24 protein-coding genes are annotated in these 18,606 nt (G+C 66.3%); 8 read left to right on the forward strand and 16 right to left on the reverse strand.

The window, feature by feature from the left end:
* Window positions 1–33 precede the first annotated feature (33 nt).
* Window positions 34–2,184: a transglycosylase domain-containing protein gene (locus ACMGDH_RS03070; RefSeq protein WP_436826446.1), complete on the forward strand. Its 2,151-nt coding sequence runs from the start codon at window positions 34–36 to the stop codon at window positions 2,182–2,184.
* A 192-nt stretch (window positions 2,185–2,376) separates the two neighbouring features.
* On the opposite strand, the gene ACMGDH_RS03075 is transcribed toward ACMGDH_RS03070, so the two are convergent.
* From ACMGDH_RS03075 to ACMGDH_RS03085, 3 genes are read right to left on the reverse strand one after another with little or no spacing between them, the layout of a single operon-like run.
* A complete protein-coding gene (locus ACMGDH_RS03075) occupies window positions 2,377–3,045 on the reverse strand; it encodes a M48 family metallopeptidase (protein WP_436826447.1) in 669 nt (222 codons plus the stop codon).
* Window positions 3,042–3,479, reverse strand: a complete 438-nt coding sequence (locus ACMGDH_RS03080; RefSeq protein ID WP_436826448.1) for a YcgN family cysteine cluster protein — start codon at window positions 3,477–3,479, stop codon at window positions 3,042–3,044. The genes ACMGDH_RS03075 and ACMGDH_RS03080 overlap by 4 nt, the downstream gene beginning before the upstream one ends.
* Window positions 3,476–4,066: an SCO family protein gene (locus tag ACMGDH_RS03085; protein WP_436826449.1), complete on the reverse strand. Its 591-nt coding sequence runs from the start codon at window positions 4,064–4,066 to the stop codon at window positions 3,476–3,478. The genes ACMGDH_RS03080 and ACMGDH_RS03085 overlap by 4 nt, the downstream gene beginning before the upstream one ends.
* Window positions 4,067–4,138: 72 nt before the next feature.
* On the opposite strand from ACMGDH_RS03085, the gene ACMGDH_RS03090 reads away from it, so the two are divergent.
* The gene (locus ACMGDH_RS03090) at window positions 4,139–4,741 is read left to right on the forward strand and encodes an ankyrin repeat domain-containing protein (RefSeq protein ID WP_436826450.1); all 603 of its coding nucleotides are present in this window, start codon (window positions 4,139–4,141) and stop codon (window positions 4,739–4,741) included.
* 15 nt (window positions 4,742–4,756) lie between these two features.
* Here the strand turns inward: ACMGDH_RS03090 and ACMGDH_RS03095 are convergent, their stop codons facing one another.
* The 11 genes from ACMGDH_RS03095 to ACMGDH_RS03145 all read right to left on the reverse strand — a co-directional run bounded on the left by ACMGDH_RS03095 (window position 4,757) and on the right by ACMGDH_RS03145 (window position 11,589).
* The gene (locus tag ACMGDH_RS03095) at window positions 4,757–5,248 is read right to left on the reverse strand and encodes an MmcB family DNA repair protein (RefSeq protein ID WP_436826451.1); all 492 of its coding nucleotides are present in this window, start codon (window positions 5,246–5,248) and stop codon (window positions 4,757–4,759) included.
* Between the two features lie 48 nt (window positions 5,249–5,296).
* Window positions 5,297–5,818 carry a cell wall hydrolase gene (locus ACMGDH_RS03100; protein ID WP_436826452.1) on the reverse strand — a complete coding sequence of 174 codons (522 nt, stop codon included), beginning with the start codon at window positions 5,816–5,818 and terminating at the stop codon, window positions 5,297–5,299.
* A 288-nt stretch (window positions 5,819–6,106) separates the two neighbouring features.
* Window positions 6,107–6,445, reverse strand: coding sequence for a DUF1491 family protein (locus tag ACMGDH_RS03105; RefSeq protein WP_436826453.1), 339 nt, complete (start codon window positions 6,443–6,445; stop codon window positions 6,107–6,109).
* Entirely contained in the window at window positions 6,445–6,915 is a 471-nt protein-coding gene (locus tag ACMGDH_RS03110) for a PaaI family thioesterase (RefSeq protein ID WP_436826454.1), read from the reverse strand. Before ACMGDH_RS03110 ends, ACMGDH_RS03105 begins: the two co-directional genes overlap by 1 nt.
* Window positions 6,902–7,369 (reverse strand): PTS sugar transporter subunit IIA, encoded by a 468-nt coding sequence (locus ACMGDH_RS03115; RefSeq protein WP_436826455.1) that lies wholly within the window; start codon window positions 7,367–7,369, stop codon window positions 6,902–6,904. The genes ACMGDH_RS03110 and ACMGDH_RS03115 overlap by 14 nt, the downstream gene beginning before the upstream one ends.
* A 30-nt stretch (window positions 7,370–7,399) precedes the next feature.
* Entirely contained in the window at window positions 7,400–7,987 is a 588-nt protein-coding gene (hpf, locus tag ACMGDH_RS03120) for a ribosome hibernation-promoting factor, HPF/YfiA family (protein WP_436826456.1), read from the reverse strand.
* A gap of 51 nt (window positions 7,988–8,038) precedes the next feature.
* Complete coding sequence (gene dnaQ, locus ACMGDH_RS03125; protein WP_436826457.1) at window positions 8,039–8,731, reverse strand: DNA polymerase III subunit epsilon; 693 nt, start codon at window positions 8,729–8,731, stop codon at window positions 8,039–8,041.
* An 8-nt stretch (window positions 8,732–8,739) separates the two neighbouring features.
* Window positions 8,740–9,345, reverse strand: coding sequence for a dephospho-CoA kinase (coaE, locus tag ACMGDH_RS03130; RefSeq protein WP_436826458.1), 606 nt, complete (start codon window positions 9,343–9,345; stop codon window positions 8,740–8,742).
* Complete coding sequence (gene aroE / locus ACMGDH_RS03135; RefSeq protein ID WP_436826459.1) at window positions 9,342–10,175, reverse strand: shikimate dehydrogenase; 834 nt, start codon at window positions 10,173–10,175, stop codon at window positions 9,342–9,344. Before aroE ends, coaE begins: the two co-directional genes overlap by 4 nt.
* Window positions 10,172–10,726, reverse strand: a complete 555-nt coding sequence (locus ACMGDH_RS03140; RefSeq protein WP_436827209.1) for a Maf family protein — start codon at window positions 10,724–10,726, stop codon at window positions 10,172–10,174. Before ACMGDH_RS03140 ends, aroE begins: the two co-directional genes overlap by 4 nt.
* A gap of 41 nt (window positions 10,727–10,767) precedes the next feature.
* Window positions 10,768–11,589 carry a pyruvate, water dikinase regulatory protein gene (locus ACMGDH_RS03145; protein WP_436826460.1) on the reverse strand — a complete coding sequence of 274 codons (822 nt, stop codon included), beginning with the start codon at window positions 11,587–11,589 and terminating at the stop codon, window positions 10,768–10,770.
* A 308-nt stretch (window positions 11,590–11,897) separates the two neighbouring features.
* On the opposite strand from ACMGDH_RS03145, the gene hemE reads away from it, so the two are divergent.
* The 4 genes from hemE to ACMGDH_RS03165 all read left to right on the forward strand — a co-directional run bounded on the left by hemE (window position 11,898) and on the right by ACMGDH_RS03165 (window position 15,700).
* Window positions 11,898–12,932 (forward strand): uroporphyrinogen decarboxylase, encoded by a 1,035-nt coding sequence (gene hemE, locus ACMGDH_RS03150; protein ID WP_436827210.1) that lies wholly within the window; start codon window positions 11,898–11,900, stop codon window positions 12,930–12,932.
* Between the two features lie 22 nt (window positions 12,933–12,954).
* Entirely contained in the window at window positions 12,955–13,407 is a 453-nt protein-coding gene (locus ACMGDH_RS03155; protein ID WP_436826461.1) for a HemJ family protein, read from the forward strand.
* Between the two features lie 194 nt (window positions 13,408–13,601).
* Window positions 13,602–14,858: a transcription termination factor Rho gene (rho, locus tag ACMGDH_RS03160; RefSeq protein ID WP_436826462.1), complete on the forward strand. Its 1,257-nt coding sequence runs from the start codon at window positions 13,602–13,604 to the stop codon at window positions 14,856–14,858.
* Window positions 14,859–14,977: 119 nt separating this feature from the next.
* Window positions 14,978–15,700, forward strand: coding sequence for a TerC family protein (locus ACMGDH_RS03165; RefSeq protein WP_436826463.1), 723 nt, complete (start codon window positions 14,978–14,980; stop codon window positions 15,698–15,700).
* Between the two features lie 107 nt (window positions 15,701–15,807).
* On the opposite strand, the gene ACMGDH_RS03170 is transcribed toward ACMGDH_RS03165, so the two are convergent.
* Together ACMGDH_RS03170 and ACMGDH_RS03175 are read right to left on the reverse strand one after the other, a co-directional pair.
* Window positions 15,808–16,509: a dienelactone hydrolase family protein gene (locus tag ACMGDH_RS03170; RefSeq protein ID WP_436826464.1), complete on the reverse strand. Its 702-nt coding sequence runs from the start codon at window positions 16,507–16,509 to the stop codon at window positions 15,808–15,810.
* Window positions 16,506–16,985 (reverse strand): methylated-DNA--[protein]-cysteine S-methyltransferase, encoded by a 480-nt coding sequence (locus ACMGDH_RS03175; protein WP_436826465.1) that lies wholly within the window; start codon window positions 16,983–16,985, stop codon window positions 16,506–16,508. The genes ACMGDH_RS03170 and ACMGDH_RS03175 overlap by 4 nt, the downstream gene beginning before the upstream one ends.
* Before the next feature lie 52 nt (window positions 16,986–17,037).
* On the opposite strand from ACMGDH_RS03175, the gene ACMGDH_RS03180 reads away from it, so the two are divergent.
* Entirely contained in the window at window positions 17,038–17,274 is a 237-nt protein-coding gene (locus ACMGDH_RS03180) for a DUF6489 family protein (protein ID WP_436826466.1), read from the forward strand.
* 1 nt (window position 17,275) lies between these two features.
* Window positions 17,276–18,565 carry a tRNA uridine-5-carboxymethylaminomethyl(34) synthesis GTPase MnmE gene (gene mnmE / locus ACMGDH_RS03185; protein ID WP_436826467.1) on the forward strand — a complete coding sequence of 430 codons (1,290 nt, stop codon included), beginning with the start codon at window positions 17,276–17,278 and terminating at the stop codon, window positions 18,563–18,565.
* Window positions 18,566–18,606: the final 41 nt, after the last annotated feature.

Genomic DNA, 18,606 nt, shown 5'->3' on the forward strand with positions numbered 1-18,606 from the left:
GAGCCGCGCGAATAGGGCTTAACCACCTAGCCGATGGCGTCCAAATTGCCGAAAGCCAAACGTGCGCCCGGGTGGCGCAATCTCGCCACATGGAAGCGCGTCGGCATCTGGTCGCTGATCGTGGGCGGTGCCGCGGGCCTGCTCGCGCTGATCGCGCTGGTGATCGCAGTCTATTCGACCAGAACGTCGCTGCCGAGCTACGACGAACTCAAATCCTCGCCCAATGGGCAGATGATCCGCGTCCATGCCGTGGACGGCACCGTGCTCGTCTCGCTGGGGCCGAGCTACGGCGAGTGGGTCCCCTACGATCAGATTCCCCAGGAGATGAAGGACGCGATCGTCGCAGTCGAGGATCGCCGCTTCGAGAGTCATTGGGGAATCGATCCTTGGGGCCTGATGCGCGCGGCGCGCTTCGCGGTCGCGAACCGCGGATCGGGCCGGCGCCTCCAGGGCGCATCGACGATCACCCAGCAGGTCGCGCGCACCATCTTCCTCTCGAACAAATATGATTTCGGTCGGAAGATGCGCGAAGCGGTGCTCGCGCTCGCGATGGAGCAGAAGTTCACGAAGGAGCAGATCCTCGAGCTCTATCTAAACAAGGTCTATTTCGGTGGCGGCGCCTATGGGATCGACGCGGCGAGCCGCAAGTTCTTCGGCCATCCGGGCAGCAGCCTGACGCTGGCCGAGGCCGCGGTGATCGCGGGCCTGGTCAAGGCGCCTTCGCATTATTCGCCCACTGCGGACGCCGACGCAGCGGTCGCCCGCGCCAGCGTGGTGCTCGACCTGATGACCGAGACGGGCAAGATCACCGCCGGGGAAGCGGCGGCCGCCGATCCCCGCAGCGTCAAGCTCGCGCCCGAGCCGCGCCAGAACAGCGTGCGCTATTTCACCGACTGGGCGCTGCCCCAGCTCGAGATGCTGATCGACGAGACCGAAGCGCCGCTGGAAGTGTGGACCACGCTCGACCTCAACATGCAGCGCACGGCGGACGAAGCGATCCGCAAGAATTCGCCCTCCAACGCCCAGGGCGCGCTGGTGAGCCTCGATCGAGACGGCGCAGTGCGCGCGATGGTCGGCGGCAAGGATTATGTCGCTTCTATCTACAACCGGGCGACGCAAGCGGTGCGCCAGCCGGGTTCGGCCTTCAAGCTGTTCGTCTATCTCGCCGCGCTCGAAGCGGGACACAAGGTGGACGACACGGTCGTCGACGAGCCGGTGACGATCAACGGCTGGACGCCGCGCAACAATTCGGGGCGCTTCTCCGGCGAGGTGACGCTGCGCACAGCCTTTGCCTATTCGCTCAATACGATCGCGGCCAAGCTGGGTCAGGAAGTGGGCTTCGGCGCAGTCGCCGACATGGCGCGCCGCTTCGGCATCACCACGCCGATCAACACCCAGCCGGCGATGGTGCTCGGCACCTCCAACGTGCGACTGATCGACATGACGCGTGCCTTCGCCTCGGTGGGGCAGAAGGGCGTGGCGGTGACTCCCTATGGCATCACCCGCGTCACTGCGAACGGCCAGGTGATCTACCAGCACGAAGTCGACACCAGCCATGTGCTCGTCGCGCCCTATGTCGCCGCGCAGATGACCGACCTACTCCAGACCGCGGTCGCCGCCGGCAGCGGCCGCGCCGCGCAGATCGGCCGCCCGGTCGCCGGCAAGACCGGCACCACCAGCTCGAACAAGGACGGCTGGTTCATCGGCTTTTCGAGCGGGCTCACCACCGGCGTCTGGATGGGACGCGACGACGCGCGCGTCGTGCCGGGGCTGCAGGGCGGCACCGCGCCTGCGCGCGCTTTCTCGGCATTCATGAGCAAGGCGGTGGCCAACCGGCCGGTCGAGCAGTTCGAGACCCAGGTGACGCTGCCCGAATGGCAGCTCGAGCCCGAGGACAATGCCTATTATGCCGGGCCCGACAACGGCATGTTCGTCGACGAGGACGGCAATCCGCTTCCGGAAGACCAGCAGCCGCTGACCGACGGGACCGAGCCGACGCCCGCCGCCCCCGCAGAGCCCGAAGACCAGATCGACCAGGACTGGATCGACCGGATGACCGGCCGAACGCCCCCTGCGCCGCAGCCCGCGCCGGGGCGCGCCGTGCCGCCGGTGCGCGAAGTGCCGCGCCAGCCGACCACCGAACGGCAGCCGCCGCGCGAGGTGCCGCAGGGGATTTTGGAGTAGCTATCTCCAGGCGTTCGACTCCTTAAAATAAGGAAGCCAAACCGTTACCTATCCTCCCCCGCCAGGGGGAGGTGTCAGCCGCAGGCTGACGGAGGGGGGCGGATTCCAGAACCTGCCAGCCGATGTGCCTCCTCCCCCTCCGACGCGCTTCGCGCGCCACCTCCCCCTGGCGGGGGAGGATTGTGGAGGGTTCTACCGCCCCACCCGGTGGAGCGCGGCACCGTTGCGGCGCAGCCACGCGCGCGCGGGTGCCGGATCGGCTTCGTAGAGCGTCGCGACCAGCCGGTGGAACGCCGGGGAATGATTCATGTGGATGCGGTGCGCGACTTCGTGCGCGACGGTGGCGCGGCGGACATGCGCCGGGGCGAGGATCAGCCGCCAGCTATAGCGGATCGCACCCGAGGAGGCGCAGCTGCCCCAACGCGCGCGCGGATCGCCGATCGCGACGCGCGTGACGGTGACGCCGGCACGCGCCGCATATTCTTCGGTCTCTTCGCTGAGCGTCCGCAGCGCCTCGGCCCTGAGCCAGCGCTCGACACGGCGGGAAAGCGACTCCTCAGGCCCGCCGCACAGCAACCGATCGCCTTCGCGCCGCGCAGTCCTGGGGCCGCGCGTGTCCCACACGATCTCGAGCTCCCCGCCCATGAAGGGGATCCGCGTACCCGCAGAAAAGGGGAGCATTTCCGGCAGCTGCGCCTGCTGCGCCGCGATCCAGCTCTTATGCTCCTCGGCCCAGGCGAGTGCCTTGCGCAGCGATGCGCGCGGCGGGAGCGTGAGCCGGACGCGGCCGTCGCGGGGATCGACCGACAGGCGCATGCGCCGGGCGCGGGCATTGCGGACGACTTCGATTCCGCCGCTCAAAGCTCCCGGTCCACGAGATGGTGCTCGAAGTCGCCGGCATCATCCTCCGAGATCGTCCAGCCGCGTGTCGACTGGCCGGCCTTATGGACCGACTCAGGGTCGCCGCTCACCAGATAATGCCAGTCGGGGAGCGGCTTGCCCTCTGCACGCAGCCGATAGGCACAGGTCGAGGGCAGCCATTCGATCCCGGCGACATTGCTTGCATTGAGCCGGACGCATTCGCTCACATAGGCGTGGCGGTGGCGATAATCGCTGCACCGGCCCATCCGCCGATCGAGCAGCCGGCAGGCGACGTTGGTGGCGAGCAGCTCACCCGTCTCCTCGTCCTCCAGCTTGTGGACGCAGCATTTTCCGCAGCCGTCGCACAGCGCCTCCCACTGGGCGCGGTCGAGCTTCTCGAGCGGAAGGTCTTCCCAGAAGCGCCCGCTCGTCATCGCACCCAATGCTTCACTTGATCGGCGACCGCCCTGCCGCCCTTGTCGATCGGAAGCGACGTGATCGGCTCGCCGTTCGGCCCCATCAGGAAGGCGACGGCGAGGTGATCGACCAGATAGCCGCCACTCGGTCCCGCCGGCTGCTTCTTGAAGTAGACGGCGTAGCGTTTCGCCACATCCGCGATCGCCTGCGGCGAGCCGGTGAGGCCCACGACGCGCGGGTGGAAGTTCGCCACGAATTCCTTGACCGCCGCGGGCGTGTCGCGCTCGGGATCGACGGTGACGAAGATCGGCACCACCTTGGCGGACGTGCGCGGGGCTTCCTTGTCGAGGAGCTTCATCGCCTGGCCGATCTTCGCCATGTCCGTGGGGCAAACGTCGGGGCAATAAGTGTAGCCGAAATAGACGATCCGGTAACGACCGGCGAAATCCGTATCGCGCACCGTGCGGCCATCCTGATCGGTGAGCGCGAAGGGGCCGCCGATCTTGGCGCCTGCGAGCGGAGGCTGCTCGGGCGCGGCGGCGCCGCCGCAGGCCACGAGCGGAAAGGCAGAGGCGATGATGAGTGCGGCGATGATCCTGTTCATGGCGTGACAGCACATGATCTGTTAGACGGACATCCGCAAGAACGGGGTTCCAGCAAAAGGTTTCTGCGTATCATGGTGTTTCGTGCTTTCGGCATGGCGGCAGCGGTCGCGCTTGTCCTGGGTGCGCCGGCGGCGGCGCAGCAGTTTTCGGACAGCTACGAGTTTCTCGAAGCGGTCCGCGACGCCGACGGGAACAAGGTCAACAAATATCTCCAGGACAAATCGCTCCGCATCGTCAATTCCAAGGACCGCAATACCGGCGAAGGCGCACTCCACATCGTCGCGCGCCGATCGGACGCGCTCTATCTGCGCGCGCTGCTCCAGGCCGACGATTGCAATCCCAACCTGCAGGACCGCCGCGGCAACACCGCGCTGATCATCGCCGTAGAGCAGAACTGGACCGAAGGCGTCACCGTCCTGCTGCGCTACAAGGCCAATGTGAACCTAGCCAACGCAGGCGGCGAGACGCCGCTGATCCGCGCGGTGCAGATGCACAACGAAGAGATCGTGCGCCGGCTGCTCGATGCCGGGGCCAATCCCGACAAGGCCGATTACGGCAGCGGCAAATCGGCGCGCGACTATGCACGGGAGGCGACACGCTGGCCCGGGATCGCCAAGCTCATCGAGGATGCCGGCAAGAACAAGGCCCAGGGCGCTTCAGGCCCGAAGTCCTAAGTTCCGGCGCGGCAGTCAGAACTGCGCCTCGGCCTCCGGGTCGAGCAGGTTGATCACCCGCCGCGCCGCGCGCCGCGCGAACCCCAAGGTGCATTTGCGGCGCGTCGCGCTCGCGAGCGGCACCGTCGCCGCCTCGCGCACCACTGCGGCATCGTAGCGGTCGGCAACGATCAGCCCGGCGCGCTCGGGAAGGAATCCCGGCTGGTCTAACGGCCTGAGATCGAACCCCTCAGGGACCGCCCAGAAGAACCGGTCGCAATGCGCGAGATAGTCGGTCCATTTGCCATCCCCGAGCAGATCGGCGCGCGACACCTTGATCTCGACGATCACGATGTTTCCGCGCGAATCGAGCGCCATCAGATCGGCCCTGCGGCCGCTGTCGAGCGGGACTTCGGCGATCGCGACGCAATCGTGGCGGAGAAGCATCCGCGTCACGCCGCGTGCGACGTCTGCGGCCACAAGCGCGGACGGCACCTGAACAGACGCCGGGGACGGATCGAATTCCATCCCCGGCCCCTAGAACATTATGGGAACGCTGAAAACCCGTGACCGGGATCAGCGATAGAAGATGTGATTGCCCACCGTCGCGACGCGCGCGCGGTTCCAGCTCGGCCGGACATAGCGCGCGTGGAAGAAAAGCGCGTTCTCCGCGGGGCTGTCCCACAGATTCTTCTGCGCGACCTGCGCCACCGCCAGCGCCTTGCGCCACTGGGCGTTGTTCGGCGGGGTGGGGATCTTGCCGCCGCGAATGAAGGAGAACTGGCCACGCTGGGCCAGCACCGAACAGACCGTCTTGGGGAAGCGGCCCGATTTGGTGCGGTTGAGGATCACGTCGGCTACAGCGAGCTGGCCCGCGAGCGGCTCGCCCTTGGATTCGTAATAGACGCCTACGGCAAGGCAATTGAGCTCGCGATCGGCCGCGGCATCGAGGTCGTCGTGCGCATCGACCGCTGCGGAGAGCGTCGCGTAATCCTGGTCTTCCTGGAGCGCCGCTTCGGGGAGCGGCTGGACGATCTCGCCCGGCTGTTTATGGATGACCCGGCCCTCGGCCGTGGTGGGAACAACAGTCTGTTCCAAAGTGTTATTGGCTTGGACTGGCGCAATCTGAACCGCCTGGACGGCGGGGGTGGCTGCTTGTGCAAGTGCGCCAACGCAGAAAGTCACAGCCGCGAAGGACGCGGCGCGAGGCAGGAATTTCATCAAACTTCATTGCTATGCGGTTGGTGCGCGGCCGACCCCCCTTAATGATCATGTCGATCCACGGGCCGCCGGGCTTCCCCCCGACTGCGTAACCGCTCGACTTCACACCCCGAACGGTACAACGCTATTTAACGAACCGCCCCTAGGGGTACGGGCAGCAACAAGTCAATCAAAGCTTAACGTTTCAGCGGCGAACCGTTCGGCCTCTGCGATATCCAGCTCCAGCACCCAAAGGTCGTTGTCGCGCGCGCGGCGGCGCTGCCAATAGTCGGTAACGGCGGCTTCGTCGGCGAGTTCATTGGGTCCCGAAGGCAGCAGCGCCGGTAGCCCCTCAGGGCCCAGCCCGCGCTCGAAAAACCGCGGATTTCTGCCCCTCTCATAGGCGAGAAACAGGATTCCACCGGCGGTCGCGTCGCCCTTGGCGAGCACCATTGCCGAGCCGCCTTGCTGATTGGCGCGGCGGACCAATGCGTTGACCAGCATGGCCGTCGCCAGCCGTGCCATTACGGGATCCGATAGCCGGGGAGCGAAGCGAGCGGGATTCGCGAGCGCATGAAGGTTCCGGTGCCGCGCGCGGCTTCCTCGCCCGTCGAATCGATCAGCCGCGCTTCGGCGACGAACACGCGGCGCTGGCCGCTCACCCATTTGCCCTCAGCGATCACCGGCCCTTCGCCTAGCGGCTTGGTGAGGAGCAGATTGAAGGCCGTGGTGAGCACGAAGCGATCGGTGACCAGGCTGTTGACCGCGTAGAAGGCGGCATCGTCGAGCATCTTGAAATAGCTCGTGCCGTGCGCGGCGCCGGCGGCGTGGAAATAGCGCGGATCGATCTGGAAGCAGATCCGCGCGACTCCGCTCTCGGGAATTTCGAGCCGCGATTCGAATAGCTGGTTGATCGGCGCCGCGGCATAGAGCGATTCGAGCGCGCGGAAATGCGCCTCGGCTCCCGTCGGCGGCAATGGATCAGGCGGCGTCACGCGTTTCCACGCCCGCGAGCAGCGCGAACAGCGCGTCGGGTGAGCCCGCACCGCGCAGCTTGGCGGCGAAATTGCGGTCGCGCAGCTTGCGCGACACGGCGGCCAGCGCCTTGAGATGCTCAGCCCCGGCGCCGACGGGCGAGAGCAGCACGAACACCAGGTCGACCGGGAGCTCGTCGACCGCGGCAAAGTCGAGCGGCTGCGCGAGGCGCACGAAGATGCCGACCACGCGCTTCAGCTCCTCGAGCTTGCCGTGCGGGATCGCCACCCCCTGACCGAATCCGGTGGAGCCCAGCTTCTCGCGCGCCGCGAGCCGATCGGCGACCAGACGCGCGTCGAGCCCATAGGCACGCTCCGCCGCGGCGCCGAGCTGCTGGAACAGCGCCTTCTTGCTGGCAGCGCTCACGCCGGAAAGCACCGCTTCCGGCGCGAGCAATTCGCTGATTTCGGTCATTGGTCGTCCAAATATCCCCGGAGGGCGGTTTCAGGCGGGGGCGCGATTGGGCTCGACCCAGCCGATCGTTCCGTCTCCGCGGCGATAGACCATATTATAAGCGCCGGTACCCGAATTGCGGAAGAGCAGCGCGTTGGTGTTCCTGAGGTCGAGCATCATCACCGCATCGGATACGCTCGCATCGGGCACGTCGACGCGGGTCTCGGCGATGATCAGCGGTGCTTCGGCCGGCTCTTCCTCCTCGGCCGGCTCCTGGAACAGCGTGTAGCCGGCATTGTCATAGGCGCCGTTCTCGGCAAGCGCCGTGGCTTCGCCATTGTGGCGATCCTTGAGGCGCCGCACATAGCGGCGGAGCTGCTTGTCGATCCGGTCGGCCGCTCCGTCGAACGCACCGTGCGCCTCCATGCCGCTGTTGGTCGCCTTGAGTACCAGGCCCTGCATCACGTGCATGACGATGTCGCAAGTGAAGCCATTGTCGCGGGGACCGCGCCCGAACGTGACGTGCGAGGAAATCGCGCGGGCAAAATATTTGTTCGCGATGCCCTGGAGCCGATCGGTAACCTGCGTCTGAAGCGCATCACCCGTCTCGACCTGATGCCCCGAAACCCGGATCTCCATGGACTTTTCCTCCGTATTGTCGACCGCAGCTAGGTACGCGGCCGAAACGCGTCAACCGGACGCGGCCGTGCCCCAGAGCGGCTCTTCCACTGTCTTGAGAAAGGCTGCGTGGCGTGCAAGTTCCGCATTAGAGGGCGCGAAATGCCGCGCCGGACGAACATGCACCCGCGCCGGAGCCTCTTCCGGGGTCTCTCGAATGATCGGCGTGTCGACGGCAAGGCCGAGCGTGATCTGCCGCCCGCCGGTCAGCTCGACATAAACCTGCGCGAGCAGCTGGGCGTCGAGCAATGCTCCGTGCAGCTGGCGCGCGCTGAGATCGATCCCGTAGCGGACGCACAAGGCATCGAGCGTGTGCTTGGCCCCGGGATGGCGCGAGCGGGCGATCGTGAGCGTATCGACCATTCGGCCCAGATCGACCAGGGGACGACCGCAGCGGCCGAGCTCGCCATTGAGGAATCCGAAATCGAACCCCGCATTGTGCGCGACCAGCGGGCAATCGCCGATGAATTCGAGCAGCCCCTCGACCACTTCGTCGAATCGCGGCTTGTCGGCAAGGAAGCGATCCGAAAGGCCATGGACGTTGAACGCCTCGACCGGCACCGGGCGTTCGGGATTGATATAGGCGTGGAACGTCCGCCCGGTCATCACCCGGTTGTGGAGTTCGACGCAGCCGATCTCGACCAGCCGGTCCCCACCTGCGAAGCTGAGACCCGTCGTTTCGGTATCGAACACGATTTCGCGCATTTTCCCGCTTATCCTCCTGTGCGGCCCACGAGGCAAGCGATCAGCCGCCGAACTTCCTCCCGCGTTTCGTCCATGCTGCCGCCGGTCGGGATGACGAAATCGGCGCGTGCACGCTTTTCGGCGTCGGGAAGCTGGCGTGCGAGGATCTCGGCGAAACGCGACTCGGTCATTCCCGGACGGGCGAGCACGCGCGCGCGCTGCACTTCGGCAGGGGCCGACACCACGGCGATCCGGTCCACCGCCTGCCAGCCACCCGCTTCGAACAGCAGAGGCACGTCGAGGGCGACGAGCGGCGCATCGCGGTACGCTTCGAGGAAGGCGGCGCGCGCGCGGGCGACTGCGGGGTGGACGACGGCTTCGAGCCGTGCATAGGCTTCGGGCTTGCCGAACACCGCCTCGCGCAGCGCCGTGCGGTTCACGCCTTCGGGGCCGGTGGTGTCGGGAAATTCGGCCTCGATCGCCGCCACCAGCGCGCCGCCGGGGCCCTGGAGCTGGTGCACCACGGCATCGGCATCGAACACTGGCACGCCTTCGTCGGCGAACATCCCCGCCACGGTGGACTTGCCCATGCCGATCGAGCCGGTGAGCCCCAGGATCACCGGACGGCGGCTCATTGGAGCAACAGCGCGCGCAACTCCTCGTCGCGGTCGCGCGGGGGCTCGGCGCCGAAGAACAGCTCGAAGGCGAGAGCCGCCTGGCCGATCAGCATTTCGAGCCCATCGACCGTGTCCAGCTCGCGCGCGCGTGCCTGCGCCAGCAGCGGAGTCTCGAGCGGGGCGTAGACGATGTCATAGACTACGGCATGCTCGGGGAGGGGCGAAAGGTCGATATCAAGCGGTGGCTGGCCCGCCATGCCGAGCGCGCTGGCGTTGACCAGCAGGTCGGCGGGCGGAAGCGGCGATCCGAGCGGCACGGCATCGCCCTTGATCCCGAAGCTCGACAGCAACGCTACGGCCTTGAGCACGTTGCGGTTGAGGATCGTCACCCGGCCGATCCCGAGCCGCGCCAGCGCGAACAGGATCGCGCGTGCACCGCCGCCGGCCCCCACCACCACGGCATGGCGCCCTTCGAGGTCGAGCCCGGCGATCGGCGTGTAGAAGCCGCCGGCATCGGTGTTGGTGCCGATCAATGCGCCGTCCTCGGCGCGCACCACGGTGTTGATCGCGCCGATCGTCGCACGAACGCCGCCGCGGTCCTCGACCAGGTCGAGCGCAGCCTGCTTGTGCGGGATGGTGATGTTGGTGCCGCGCCAGGCCGGATCGGCGCGGCGCGCTGTGAAATAGTCGGCGAGCCCCTCGGGCGCCACGCGCACCGCGCGATATTCGGCGTCGATCTCCAGCGCGTCGAGCCAGAAGCCGTGGATCAGCGGCGATTTGGAGTGCGCGATCGGATCGCCGATCACTTCGGCATAGCCTGTGGTGAGCGAAGTCGAACCAGGCTTCATGACGTCAGAACCCCTCGCACGCGCAGATAATCGAGGACCGGCAGCAGCGGCATGCCGAGTATGGTGAAGTGGCTCCCCTCGGTGCGGCTGAAGAGCTGGACGCCCGGCCCTTCGATCCGGAAGCAGCCGACGCAGCCTGCGATCGCCGGCCATTCGAGGTCGAGATATTGCTCGATGAAGGCTTCGGAGAGCGGCCGGACATGAAGCTTGGCGCGATCGACATGGCGCCACACTGGGCGGCCCTGTTCGACGATCACCGCAGCGCTGTAGATATCGTGCGTGCGCCCCGACATGCGGCGCAGATGCTCGCCGGCCTGTTCGCGGCTCTCGGGCTTGTCGAGCAGGCTGCCATCGTCGAGCGCGACGAGCGAGTCGCCGCCCAGCACCAGCGCGGGCGGGACGAGCGTCGAGACCTTGAGCGCCTTCAGTTCGGCGAGCGCATCCGCAAGGTCGCGCGGGCGGATGCCTTCGGCAAGCAGCGCTTGCTTGGCCGATGCCTCGTCGACCTGCGCGGCGACCGCTTCGTGCGGGACGCCGGCCGCATCGAGCATCGCGCGGCGCGACGCGCTCTGCGAGGCGAGAACCAGCGTCGTCATGCGCCCTTCGCCTCCAGCGTGCGCTCGTTGCAGAGCTGGATGATCGCGGCGGCGGTTTCCTCGATCGAGCGGCGCGTCACGTCGATCACCGGCCAGCCATTGTCGGCGAACATGCGGCGGGCATAGGCGATCTCGCGCTGGACCGAATCCTGATCGACATAGCTCGTCTCCTGATTCTGGTTGAGCGAGAGCAGCCGGTTGCGGCGGATCTGGACGAGCCGGTCGGCGCTGGTGGTGAGCCCGACGATCAGCGGGTGCTGAAGCTGGAACAGCTCGTGCGGCGGGGGCGCCTCCACCACGATCGGGATATTTGAGACCTTGTAGCCGCGATTGGCGAGATAGATCGAAGTCGGCGTCTTGGACGATCGCGAAACGCCGACCAGGACGATATCCGATTCCTCCCAATCCTCCGCGCCGATCCCGTCGTCGTGCGCGATCGTGAACTGGATCGCATCGACGCGCGCGAAATAGGCGGCGTCGAGCATGTGCTGGCGGCCAGGGCGCGCCTTGGCTTCCTGGCCTAGCAGGCTCGAAAGCGCGTGGCTCACCGGATCGAGCGGCGCGATCGCGGGCAGCCCCATCGCGCGGCAGCGCATTTCCAGCGTGCGGCGAATGTCGCTGTTCACCAGCGTGAAGATCACCAGCCCGGGGTTCTGCGATATCTCCTGCAGGATTCGCTCGAGATGCGCCTCCGAACGGACCATCGGCCAGAAATGCCGCAGCGTCTCGACGTCGTCGAACTGCGCGAGCGCGGCCTTGGCGATATTCTCCAGCGTCTCGCCGGTCGAATCCGAGAGCAGGTGGAGGTGCAGCCGCATCAGGCCGTGCGTGAATCTGTGGAGAACATGGCGGATAGGCGGTAGCGCAACCGGGCGCGTGGACCAAGCGCGCCGGAATCGGGGACTCGGCGCGTGATTCTTCCACAACCGCATCCACGGACCGCTGTTCCATTCCACAAGCTGTGAAAAACGTGGAATGCGCCACCGAATCCGAGGGCTTCCGCGGCGCGGCGCGAGTCAATCTGTTGGCAATATCCGGATCAACGCATAAGCCCCGGCTTCCACGCGCCAACTGACTCCAACAACCCTTAGATTCTTATCTTAATTGATTCTGGAAAGAGGCCGATCTGAGCACTCCGACCCCTAAGCCCCTGCTCGCGACGCTCCGCGGCGAGAAGCAGCCGGTCCCGCCGATCTGGCTCATGCGCCAGGCCGGGCGATACCTGCCCGAGTATCGCGCAATGCGAGCCGAAAAGGGCGGATTCCTCGAACTGGCGATGGATCCCGAAACTGCGGCCGAGATCACGCTCCAGCCGATCCGGCGCTTCGGCATGGACGGCGCGATCCTGTTCTCGGACATTCTGGTGGTGCCGATGGCGCTCGGCCAGAAGCTGTGGTTCGAGACCGGCGAGGGGCCGCGGCTGGCGCCCAAAATCGGCGCGCGCGCAGTGCTCGATGCGCTGGCGGCGGACTCGACGGTGCTCGATCCGGTCTTTGCGACGGTGCGGCGCGTGCGCGATCAGCTGCCGGCGGCGACCACCTTCCTCGGTTTCGCGGGAAGCCCCTGGACGGTCGCCACCTATATGATCGCCGGCCAAGGGACTCGCGAGCAGGCGGAGGCACGGCGCCTCGCTTATGGCGATCCCGCGCTGATGCAGGCGCTGATCGACCGCATCGCCGACTGCACAATCAATTATCTGGCGGCGCAGGTCGAAGCAGGCGTGGAGGCGGTGCAGCTGTTCGACAGCTGGGCAGGAAGCCTTTCGCCTGCGCAGTTCGAGCAATGGGTGATCGCGCCGACCGCGCGGATCGTAGCCGGGGTGCGCGCGCGTTGCCCACAGGTCGCGATCATCGGCTTTCCCAAGGGCGCGGGCGGCAAGCTACCCGCCTATGCGCGCGAGACCGGCGTGGATGCGATTGGGATCGACGAGACGGTGGATCCGGCCTGGGCGCATGCTTCGCTGCCCGCCAACCTGCCGGTGCAGGGCAATCTCGATCCGCTGGCGCTGATCGCAGGCGGGTCGGCGCTCGATAACGCGGTGGATCGCATCCTTGCGGCGTTCGCCGATCGGCCGCATGTCTTCAACCTGGGCCACGGCATCCTGCCCGACACGCCGATCGCGCATGTCGAGCAGCTGTTGGCACGAGTGCGGCGGGCATGATTGTCCGGAAGTGGAGGCGAGCATGACGGGATTCCTGGGCGGCGCCTATCTGTGGGTGAAGGCGTTCCACATCATCTTCGTGATCTTCTGGATGGCCGGACTGTTTCTGCTGCCGCGCTACCTGATCCATCACCAGGAGGCGCTGGGCACGCCTCAGGCCGCCGATTGGGTGAAGCGCGAGGCATTGCTCAAGCGGATGATCCTCTCGCCCTCTATGGCGATCGTCTGGCTGCTCGGGATTGCGCTGGCGGCCAATGTCGGGCTGTTCGACGGTCAGCCGGGGATCGGCTGGCTGCATGCCAAGCTGCTGCTCGTGATCGCGCTCTCGGGCTATAACGGCTGGGCGGTGGGCTATTCGAAGAAGCTTGCGGCGGGGGTGGCTAGCCTTTCGACCCGGCGCCTGCGGATGCTCAACGAGCTGCCGGCGCTCGCGGCGGTGCTGATTGTGGTCCTGGCAGTCGTGAAGCCCTTTTGAGCCCCGACTCCGCGTCTAAGGGTCCGCAGCTGCGTCAATCGCTGCCGATCCCGGTTGACTTGGGTGGGGGGCGCACCTAATTCGACTCGCGTGCTCCGGGAATCCGGGGCGCACCCTCCCTCCAGCATCGCAAATCGCGCGCATCTTTCGCCGACCGACGCTCCCCCCATAGCTTCCCAGCACCCGGACTCCCCATGCACCTCAAGGACCTCAAGAAAAAAGCGCCCGCCGAACTGGTCACCATGGCCGAGGAGCTCGGCGTGGAGAGCGCGTCCACGCTCCGCAAGCAGGATCTGCTGTTCGCGATCCTCAAGGCACAGGCCGAGCAGGGCGACCAGATCATGGGCGAAGGCACGATCGAAGTGCTGCCCGACGGCTTCGGCTTCCTGCGCAGCCCCGAGGCGAACTATCTCGCCGGCCCTGACGACATCTATGTCTCGCCCAATCAGGTGCGCAAGTTCGGCTTGCGCACCGGCGACACCGTGGAAGGCGAGATCCGCGCGCCCAAGGACGGCGAGCGCTATTTCGCCCTGACCCGGCTCGTCTCGGTCAATTTCGACGATCCCGACGCAGTCCGCCATCGCGTCAATTTCGACAACCTCACGCCGCTCTATCCCGAGCAGAAGCTCAGCCTCGACACGCTCGATCCGACGATCAAGGACAAGTCGGCGCGCGTGATCGACATCGTCGCGCCGCAGGGCAAGGGCCAGCGCGCGCTGATCGTCGCGCCGCCCCGCGTCGGCAAGACCGTGCTGCTCCAGAACATCGCCAAGGCGATCACCGACAACCATCCCGAAGTCTTCCTGATCGTGCTGCTCATCGACGAGCGGCCCGAGGAAGTCACCGACATGCAGCGCAGCGTGAAGGGCGAGGTCATTTCCTCGACCTTCGACGAGCCGGCGCAGCGCCACGTCCAGGTGGCCGAAATGGTGATCGAGAAGGCCAAGCGCCTGGTCGAGCACAAGAAGGACGTGGTGATCCTGCTTGATTCGATCACGCGTCTCGGCCGCGCCTACAACACCGTGGTGCCGAGCTCGGGCAAGGTGCTGACCGGCGGTGTCGACGCGAACGCCCTGCAGAGGCCGAAGCGCTTCTTCGGCGCCGCGCGCAATATCGAGGAAGGCGGCTCGCTTTCGATCATCGCCACCGCGCTGATCGACACCGGCAGCCGCATGGACGAAGTGATCTTCGAAGAGTTCAAGGGCACCGGTAACTCGGAAATCGTCCTCGATCGCAAGGTGGCCGACAAGCGCATCTTCCCGGCGCTCGACGTGGGCAAGTCGGGCACCCGCAAGGAAGAGCTGCTGGTCGAGAAGGCCAAGCTCACCAAGATGTGGGTGCTGCGCCGCATCCTGATGCAGATGGGCACCGTCGACGCGATGGAGTTCCTGCTCGACAAGATGAAGGACTCGAAGACCAACGAGGACTTTTTCGACTCGATGAACCAGTAATCTGCAGTCGGGCCGGCAGCGCGGGGTTTGCCCGTGTCGCTGTCCGAAATCGTACACGGAACCCGCGTGCCGCTGTCGCGTACTCTTGCGCGCGTCAATCCCGGCGCTAGGGCTGTCGCATGCTCGATCTGATCTTCAGCGCCGCGGCCGCGGGCCTCGGCTCCCCTGCCGAAATCTGGCACCACATCGTCGCCGATTTCTCGAACATCACCGAGCCGACGGCGCTCGCGGCGTTCGGTTCGGTGCTGATGATCGATCTGGTGCTCGCGGGCGACAATGCGATCGTCGTCGGCGCGCTCGCCGCGGGCCTTCCAGCCGATCAGCGCAAGAAGGTCATCCTGATCGGTATCGGCGCGGCGCTGGTGCTGCGCATCGCCTTCGCGCTGATCGTCAGCTGGCTGATGGGAATCGTCGGGCTGATCTTCGCCGGCGGGCTGTTGCTGCTGTGGGTGAGCTGGAAATTCTGGCGCGAAATCCGCCAGGGCACGCACAGCCAGGGATCGGCGGAGATCGGTGGCGACGAGCATTCGGGCCTGAGGCCCGCCAAGAGCTTTGCAGGCGCTGCTTGGGCAGTGGCGGTCGCCGACGTCTCGATGAGCCTGGACAACGTCCTGGCGGTCGCTGGCGCCGCACGTGAGCACCCGGGCATCCTGGTAGTGGGCCTGCTGCTCTCGGTCGCGCTGATGGGGTTGGCAGCGAACTTTATTGCCAAGCTAATCGACCGCTACCGCTGGATCGCGTATATCGGCCTGGCCGTGATCGTCTTCGTCGCCTTCCGCATGATCTACGAAGGCTGGGTGGGCAGCCACGAGACGCCGGGGATCACCAGCTTCTTCGCCTAGGAGGTCCGTTCGCCCTGAGCCTGTCGAAGGGCGAGTTCTTGGCGAGGGGAGCGCTGTAGAGCGCCCTTCGACAGGCTCAGGGCGAACGGAATTGGTGACCTTGGGCCCTAGCCCAGATTCTCTGCGAAGAACTCCGCGGTCCGTTTGTCTGCCAGCTGCGCCGCTTCCTCTGAGCGCCGCTTGCCGCTCTCAGTTGCGAAGCCGTGATCCTCGCCCGGATAGTCGTAAAGCGTGACCCTGGAGTGGCCGTCGAGCCCTTCGTGCATCTTTGCCTGAATGTCTGGAGTCACGAAATGATCGGCGCCTGCGACATGGAGCAGCACCGGGTGCGCGATCGCGTGCTTTTCGGCCAACAGATTGTCGATGCTGACGCCATAATAGCCGACGCTCGCGTCCGAATCTGTCCGCGTTGCGCACATGAAGGCAAGGCGGCCGCCGAGGCAGTAGCCAACCACGCCTACCTTACCGCCTTCGCCCAGCCGGGCGCGCGCCGCCTTGATCGTCGCTTCGATATCCGAGACGCCCTGCGCCTGGTCGAACTTGTTCATCAGTCCTAGTGCCTGCTGGAACTGCTCGGGCACGTCAGGATCGAGCTCGACGCCGCGTTCGATCCGCCAGAACAGATCGGGTGCCAGCGCGAGATAGCCGCTCTCGGCCCAACGGTCGCAACGCGCGCGGATGCCGGGATTCACGCCGAAGATTTCCTGGATCACGACGATGGCCGCGCGCGGCGTGTCCGCGGGTTCGGCGACATAGGCGTCGAAGCTGCCGCTGCCGTCGAGCGCGTCGATCTGGATCGTCCCGGTCATAGCAATGTCCCTCTCGCATGGCGCCGCTCGTGCTCGAGCAGCCAGAATTTGGTCCTGGGTCCTTCGCCGCCCGAATAGAACCCGAGTTTGCCGCCGGCGCCGAGCACGCGGTGGCACGGGACGATGATCGGAAAGGGATTGCGCGCGCAAAGCTGCCCGATCGCGCGAGCGCTGGAGCCGAGCCGCTGCGCGAGTTCGCCATAGCTCAGCGTATCGCCGTAGGGCACCTCGATCAGACCTTGGCGGAGCGTTTCGCCGCGATCGGTGCCGGTTGGGGCGAGCGGCAGATCGAAGCTCTGGCGCTCACCTGCGAACCATAGTTCGAGCTGTTCGACCGCGTCGCGGACCGCCACAGCGCTTGCCCGCGACAGCGGGCCTTCGTCTCCAATGTGCACGGCCGTGATCCGGCTCTCATCACCCGTGATCCGGATCGGACCGACAGGCGTTGCGATCAGGGCCTGGTCGCGCGCATACATGGACGAATGCCTAGCAGCCGCGCCGCGGCGCGCTCAAGCGGAGAAGCTGCCCATGAAGATCAATGTCGAAGTCGAATGCACCCCGGAGGAAGCGCGCCGGGCGATGGGGCTGCCGGATTTGTCTCCGATCCACGATCGCTATGTCGCGATGATGTCAGAAGCTATTGATAAACAAGGAAATCCTGAAGCTTTTGAAGCCATGATCCGGAACTGGGCGCCAATGGGCGAGGCGGGGATGAGTTTCTGGCGCGGCTTGTTCGAAGGCGGAGGCGGGAACAAGGCCGGCTGACGTGGATACGATCTTCGCGGTGTCGAGCGGTGCACCGCCCGCCGCAATCGCTGTGTTGCGTTTGAGTGGCTCCAAGGCGTTCGCCGCGGTCGAAGCGCTTGCAGGCGATCTGCCGGCGCCGCGACGCGCGGCGCTGCGAGCGTTGCGCGATCCGTCGGACGGCGAGTTGCTCGACCGTGCGTTGGTGCTGTTGTTCCCAGGTCCGCGGAGTGCGACGGGTGAAGATTTGGCCGAGTTGCACCTTCACGGGGGGAGGGCGGTGGTCCGCGCGGTGGAGGCTGCGCTCGGATCTATCCAAGGCATGCGGCCCGCCGAGCCGGGTGAGTTCACGCGCCGCGCGCTGTTCAATGGCCAGCTCGATCTGAGTGAAGCTGAGGGATTGGGCGATTTGCTGGCCGCCGAGACCGAGGGGCAGCGACGCGTTGCGTTTCGGTCGGCGGAGGGTGCGGTGCGGCGGGAGGTCGAGGGCTGGGAAGCGCGGCTGCTCGCGCTCGCTGCACATGCCGAAGCACTGCTCGACCATAGCGACGAGGACGATGTTTCCGGTCCCGGCGACGCGCTGCTCACGCTTCAGCACGGCGCGGCGGCACTCGCTGCGGACGTAGAGGTGGTGGCGGAGCGGCCACCGGTCGAGCGGCTGCGCGACGGTTTGCGCGTCGTGCTTGCCGGCCCGCCCAACGCGGGCAAGTCGACCTTGCTCAACGCGCTGGTGGGGCGGGACGCAGCGATCGTCTCGCCGATCGCAGGCACGACGCGCGACCGGATCGAAGCCCCGGTCGTGCGGGGCGGGACTGCCTATCTCTTTATCGATACCGCAGGATTAAACGAGGCGCCGGGCGATGCGATCGAGGAAATCGGCATTGCGCGGGCGCGTGACGCGCTGGACGTAGCGGACATCCTGCTGTGGCTCGGCGACGATCCGCCGCCCCAGCATCCTGCGGTGCTATGGATTCATGCAAGGGCGGATGAGGCGGAACGGGGATCGGCCGACGGCAAAGATCTGGCAGTTTCTGTGGTGACGGGCGCGGGTATAGACGCGCTCTGGGGCCGCCTTTCTGCATTCGCCGACGCGCTCCTTCCGCCCCCGGATATGGTCGCACTCAACCAGCGTCAGCGCCGGCTGTGTCAGGACGCAGCAGCGGCACTGCGACGGGCGGCGGCTCAAGCGGACCTGCTTCTGCTCGCGGAAGAGCTACGCAGTACGCGGATCGCCTTTGACGCGATCACCGGCAAGGCGAGTGTCGAAGCGATGCTCGACGCGCTTTTCGCGCGGTTCTGCATCGGAAAATGATGTTCCACGTGGAACGCTTTTGACCTTGGCGCCTGAAATCC

Source organism: Sphingomonas radicis, from assembly GCF_051400635.1.
Classification (GTDB): domain Bacteria; phylum Pseudomonadota; class Alphaproteobacteria; order Sphingomonadales; family Sphingomonadaceae; genus Sphingomonas.